Annotated in this window: 6 protein-coding genes; 2 read left to right on the forward strand and 4 right to left on the reverse strand. The window is 61.3% G+C overall.

Annotated elements, in window-relative coordinates; all coding sequences use genetic code 11:
- Positions 1-220: 220 nt before the first annotated feature.
- The 3 genes from ACH2EI_RS00405 to ACH2EI_RS00415 all read right to left on the reverse strand — a co-directional run bounded on the left by ACH2EI_RS00405 (position 221) and on the right by ACH2EI_RS00415 (position 1,634).
- A complete protein-coding gene (locus ACH2EI_RS00405; protein WP_395154157.1) occupies positions 221-646 on the reverse strand; it encodes a response regulator transcription factor in 426 nt (141 codons plus the stop codon).
- Positions 647-653: 7 nt separating this feature from the next.
- Entirely contained in the window at positions 654-1,328 is a 675-nt protein-coding gene (locus ACH2EI_RS00410) for a response regulator (RefSeq protein ID WP_395154158.1), read from the reverse strand.
- Between the two features lie 138 nt (positions 1,329-1,466).
- Positions 1,467-1,634 (reverse strand): hypothetical protein, encoded by a 168-nt coding sequence (locus ACH2EI_RS00415; protein WP_395154159.1) that lies wholly within the window; start codon positions 1,632-1,634, stop codon positions 1,467-1,469.
- Between the two features lie 206 nt (positions 1,635-1,840).
- Here ACH2EI_RS00415 and ACH2EI_RS00420 point away from each other — a divergent pair, with 206 nt between their 5' ends.
- Positions 1,841-3,157 (forward strand): class II fumarate hydratase, encoded by a 1,317-nt coding sequence (locus ACH2EI_RS00420; protein ID WP_395154160.1) that lies wholly within the window; start codon positions 1,841-1,843, stop codon positions 3,155-3,157.
- Between the two features lie 66 nt (positions 3,158-3,223).
- Here the strand turns inward: ACH2EI_RS00420 and ACH2EI_RS00425 are convergent, their stop codons facing one another.
- On the reverse strand, positions 3,224-3,739 hold the full coding sequence (locus ACH2EI_RS00425; RefSeq protein ID WP_395154161.1) for an inorganic diphosphatase: 516 nt from the start codon (positions 3,737-3,739) through the stop codon (positions 3,224-3,226).
- A 330-nt stretch (positions 3,740-4,069) separates the two neighbouring features.
- On the opposite strand from ACH2EI_RS00425, the gene ACH2EI_RS00430 reads away from it, so the two are divergent.
- Positions 4,070-4,324 (forward strand): hypothetical protein (locus ACH2EI_RS00430; protein ID WP_395158824.1); only part of this gene is annotated, 255 nt, incomplete at its 3' end.

Below are 4,324 nucleotides of genomic sequence, written 5' to 3' on the forward strand. Positions count from 1 at the left end.
GCCATCCACACTGCAAGAAACACCAGCGCGCTGATGACGAACGCCCACGAGCCCATGCCGTTACGAAGCCGGTCTGCTGAGCGTTCGCCGAGTGTCAGTTGGTCCGCGGTGCGGACCGCAGGATGGCGCCCCCAGATGATGCGGGCTGGCTTGATCGAGAGTACGCGGAGCTTCATGTTGTTGTTTCCAGACTGGCGGGTGGGCGATGAGTTGGGATGGGTCAGGTTGCGGCGAGGTGAACGATCTCGTCACCGATGTCGAGGCCCCCGCCCTTGGCGAACACTGCTGCAGCACCGGCCTCGAGCAGGCGTTCACGGGTCCGGCGGTCGGTGAGAGTGGTGTAACCGGCAACGATGGTGTGTGGATTCGCTGCTTTGATCGCCGTGACCGCATCGGCGCCACCGTGCGGCATGCGCACGTCGACGAGGGCGACGTGGACAACGTGTTGTGCGCACAGAGCTGCTGCCTCCAACCCGTCCGTCGCTTCACCGACGAGGTGGAGCCGGGGGTGATCCCTGATCAGGTCAGCGAGTGCTTGTCGAACGTTGTTGTCGTTGTCGGCAATCACCACGCCGAACGTCGCGTCGCTGCCACCGCCGCCCCGTGAGGGTTCTGCACGTGCGGCCTCGCCCGCGTCGGTGTTCATGATCGTTCTACTCCTCGAGAGAGATGATCCGTGCACGGACCGCCTTGACGACGGCTTCGAGCTTGGTGTGAGCGTCCAACTTGGACATGGCGTGGCGGAGGTGGTTCTTGACGGTGTGCGCGCTGAGGTGCAGCTGCTTGGCTACCTCCTCGGGATACATGCCATCGGCTGTCAGTTGGAGAACCTCGACTTCTCGATCTGACAGTTCGGCCTGGCCGATGTCGTCGAAACGACGAAGATGCACCAGGTGCTGCAACATGTCGCGGGTGAAGTACGACTCGCCGGCCGCGGCAGCAGTGATGGCATGAACCAGATCGGCTCGGTCGCTGTTTTTCGACAGGAAGCCACAGCAACCGGCATCGAGCGCCTGGGAGAGTACCCGGCGATCAGCGACCGAGGTGATCATCACCACGTTGGTACCGAGCTGAGCCTCTTTGAACGCGCGGGCCGTTTCGGCGCCCGTGCCGTCGGGGAGGCGATAGTCCATGAGGACGACGTCTGGACGCTTCTTCGTAACGAGCTCGACTGCCGCTTCACAGGTTGTGGCCGTCCCGATGACATCGATGCCGTCGGCGTCTGCAAGGAGTGCCCGGAGGCCGAGCGCAACCACTTCGTGGTCGTCGACGATCACGACCGTAATGGAGGTTGTGTCGGTGTCGCTGGTGTCGCGGGTATTCGGCATGGGAGACCGTCCTTCAGACCTCCAGCATTGCCGCTCCTCCCGGACTTTGCGTGACCCATTCGTGTCATTGTGCACGCATGAGCGCCGGACGGGTTCAGTCGGTGTCGCGCGGCGGGACCAGTGCGACCGCACGCTGGCTCACAGCGGGGAGGTGCTGCGCGATGGCGGCAGCGGTCCATTCGTGTTCAGGTTGAGTTTCATCTCGTGGGCCTTCTCAGGGCGGAACAGCAAAGTCTCATCCATGTGGTCGCGGCGGTGCAGCACCCCAGTTTCCGTATCGGTTTCGTTCTGAACATCCGCCGACATCGACGAGTGACTCGTTGCCACGGTCGTCTCGTTCTCGGCGCAGCACATGACGCTGTCGGACCGATTCCGATGAGATCAACCCGTCAGCGCTGGACGCGGACCCCCTTGGTCCTACCCTTCTAGACTCCGAGGTGCCGATGACGCAACGGTCTTGGTGACATCAACAGAGCGTCAACTCAGCCCGAAGTTCGACACAAGGAGCAGTGATGGTCGAGTACTGGGGTAGTGAAACGCAAAAGGCAGTGGAAAACTTTCCGGTCTCGGGAGAGCGAGTGCCGGCTTCGGTCATCCGATGGCTCGGTCGGATCAAGTCAGCCGCTGCGACGGCGAATGCTGAGTTGGGGATGCTGGACGGCGAAATCGCTCGACGCGTGGCTGCTGCGGCCGACGAGATCGGCGCCGGGCAGCACGGCGACCAGTTCCCGGTCGACATCTTTCAGACGGGGTCGGGGACGTCGACGAACATGAACGTGAACGAGGTCATCGCTCATCTCGCAGGCAACGGCGTACACGCCAACGACCATGTCAATCTGGGCCAGAGCTCGAATGATGTGTTCCCTACTGCTGTCCATCTGGCGGCGCTCGAGATGGCAACCACGAGCCTGATTCCGTCATTACGTTCACTCCATGAATCACTTGCAGCGAAGTCGATCGAGTTCGCTGATCTGGCGAAGGCGGGTAGGACCCACCTGATGGACGCCGTGCCGATCACACTCGGTCAGGAATTCGGGGCGTTTGCCCAACAGATGCAGCTGGGCATCGAGCGGGTCGAAGGCTCAATCGCGCGGGTGTCGGCGGTGCCCCTGGGCGGAACCGCTGTCGGCAGCGGGTTGAACACACACCCCGACTTCGCACGCCGGGTGCTCGAACTACTCGTCAGACGAACCGGCATCGAGGCGGTCGAGCCGGTCGACCGATTCGAGGCTCAGGCCAGTCGGGATGCCCTCGTCGAGTTGTCGGGCGTGCTCAAAGTCATTGCGGTGTCGCTCACGAAGATCGCCAACGACATTGCACTGCTTGCGAGTGGGCCGCGAGCCGGGCTGGGTGAGATCACGCTGCCGGAGTTGCAGAAGGGTTCATCGATCATGCCAGGCAAGGTCAACCCGGTGCTCGCTGAGGTCGTATTGCAGGTGGCGGCACAAGTGATTGGCAACGACACGGCCATCACGATCGGCGGGATGCAGGGGAACTTCCAGCTCAATGTCCGGGTTCCTCTGATCGCTCGAAACCTCTTGGGATCAATGCAGATCCTCGCGACCGCGACGAGTCTGTTCTCGGAGCGGTGCGTGGCCGGAATCGGGGCGAACACCGCACGGCTTGCGTGGTTGGCTGACAACACGTTGGCGTCGGCGACCGTGCTGAACCCGATTGTTGGATATGACGCCGCCACCGAGATCGTGCGCCGCGCACAGGATGACCAAATTTCGTTAGTGGACGCTGCACGAGAATTTGGTCTCGATGATGCGCTGATCGAGGATCGGTTGAATTCGCGGCGTATCGCTCGGGGCAATCAGGTCGACTGATCGATCACAACAACGAACTGAGTTGAGTGCGAAACGACAACGCAGCGACCAGCGGCCGACGTCACCTCAGTCCGGGATGAATCGTTCCCGAGATGCTGCGATGACCTCGAGCGCCTCGTCGCGGCCCTGCCAACCTCTCACTTCGGTGAACTTTGATGGCTCGAGCGCCTTGTAGACCTCGAAGAAGTGACCGATTTCGGCACGAAAATGCTCGGCGACATCATCGATGTCGAGCACGTGTTGCCAGCGCGGGTCGTTCGCTGGCACCGTGAGAATCTTTGCGTCCGGGCCGGCGTCGTCGCTCATCCAGAACACGCCGATCGGCCGACCCCAGAGGTGGCAGCCCGGAAACGTCGGCTCCTCGAGCAGCACCAACACGTCGAGCGGGTCACCATCTTCGCCGAGCGTGTCGGGGATGAAGCCGTAGTCGGCGGGATACAGCGTTGCAGTGAAGAGGTGCCGATCAAGCCAGATTTCTTCGGTCCCGTGTCGGAGTTCATATTTGTTGCGTGACCCTTTGGGAATCTCGACCACAACATGAACGTCGGTGCTGGCGGAGTCCGAGTGCGAAGAACTATTCACTTGCCAAGCTTCGCTCCGCTTCGACGCCCGCACATGACACAAACGTGCCTATCTGAGTCATGGCATCAGACACGTCTGAATCATTCGCCGATCGGCTCGCTGTGCGATACCGGCCTCAGGCATCTCCGCGGAAGACCAACACGAAAGCGAGTCCATTCCTCATGAGGAACCGAACCACGATTGCCAAGGTCGTCGTCTGCGGCGCGGAGGCTTCTTGAAATCAGCTGAAAGCGTCTTCAGAATGATTCAGCTTGCGTCAAGGTCGCGATGGGCACTGTGGTTTCCAGATCACCGAGAACCGCTCGGCGACAACGAAAGGAACCCCCTGACATGCGTATTACCAAGCGAAGTGTCTTTTCCGGACTCGCGGGAGTCGGTTTCGTCCTCGGAGCCGGCGGACTCGCTGCGGCCGCCTCTGCCACCAATGTGACCAATGTGACTCCTGTTTCTGCTGCCGTGTTGCAGCAGGTCGACCCCACTGTCGATCAGGCGAACCAGGTCGACGACGAATCGGCAGAGACTCCAGAACACGAAACCGACCAGAACGAAACCGACCAGAACGAAACCGACCAGAACGAAACCGAC

The organism is Ilumatobacter sp. (genome assembly GCF_041688325.1).
Lineage (GTDB): Bacteria > Actinomycetota > Acidimicrobiia > Acidimicrobiales > Ilumatobacteraceae > Ilumatobacter_A.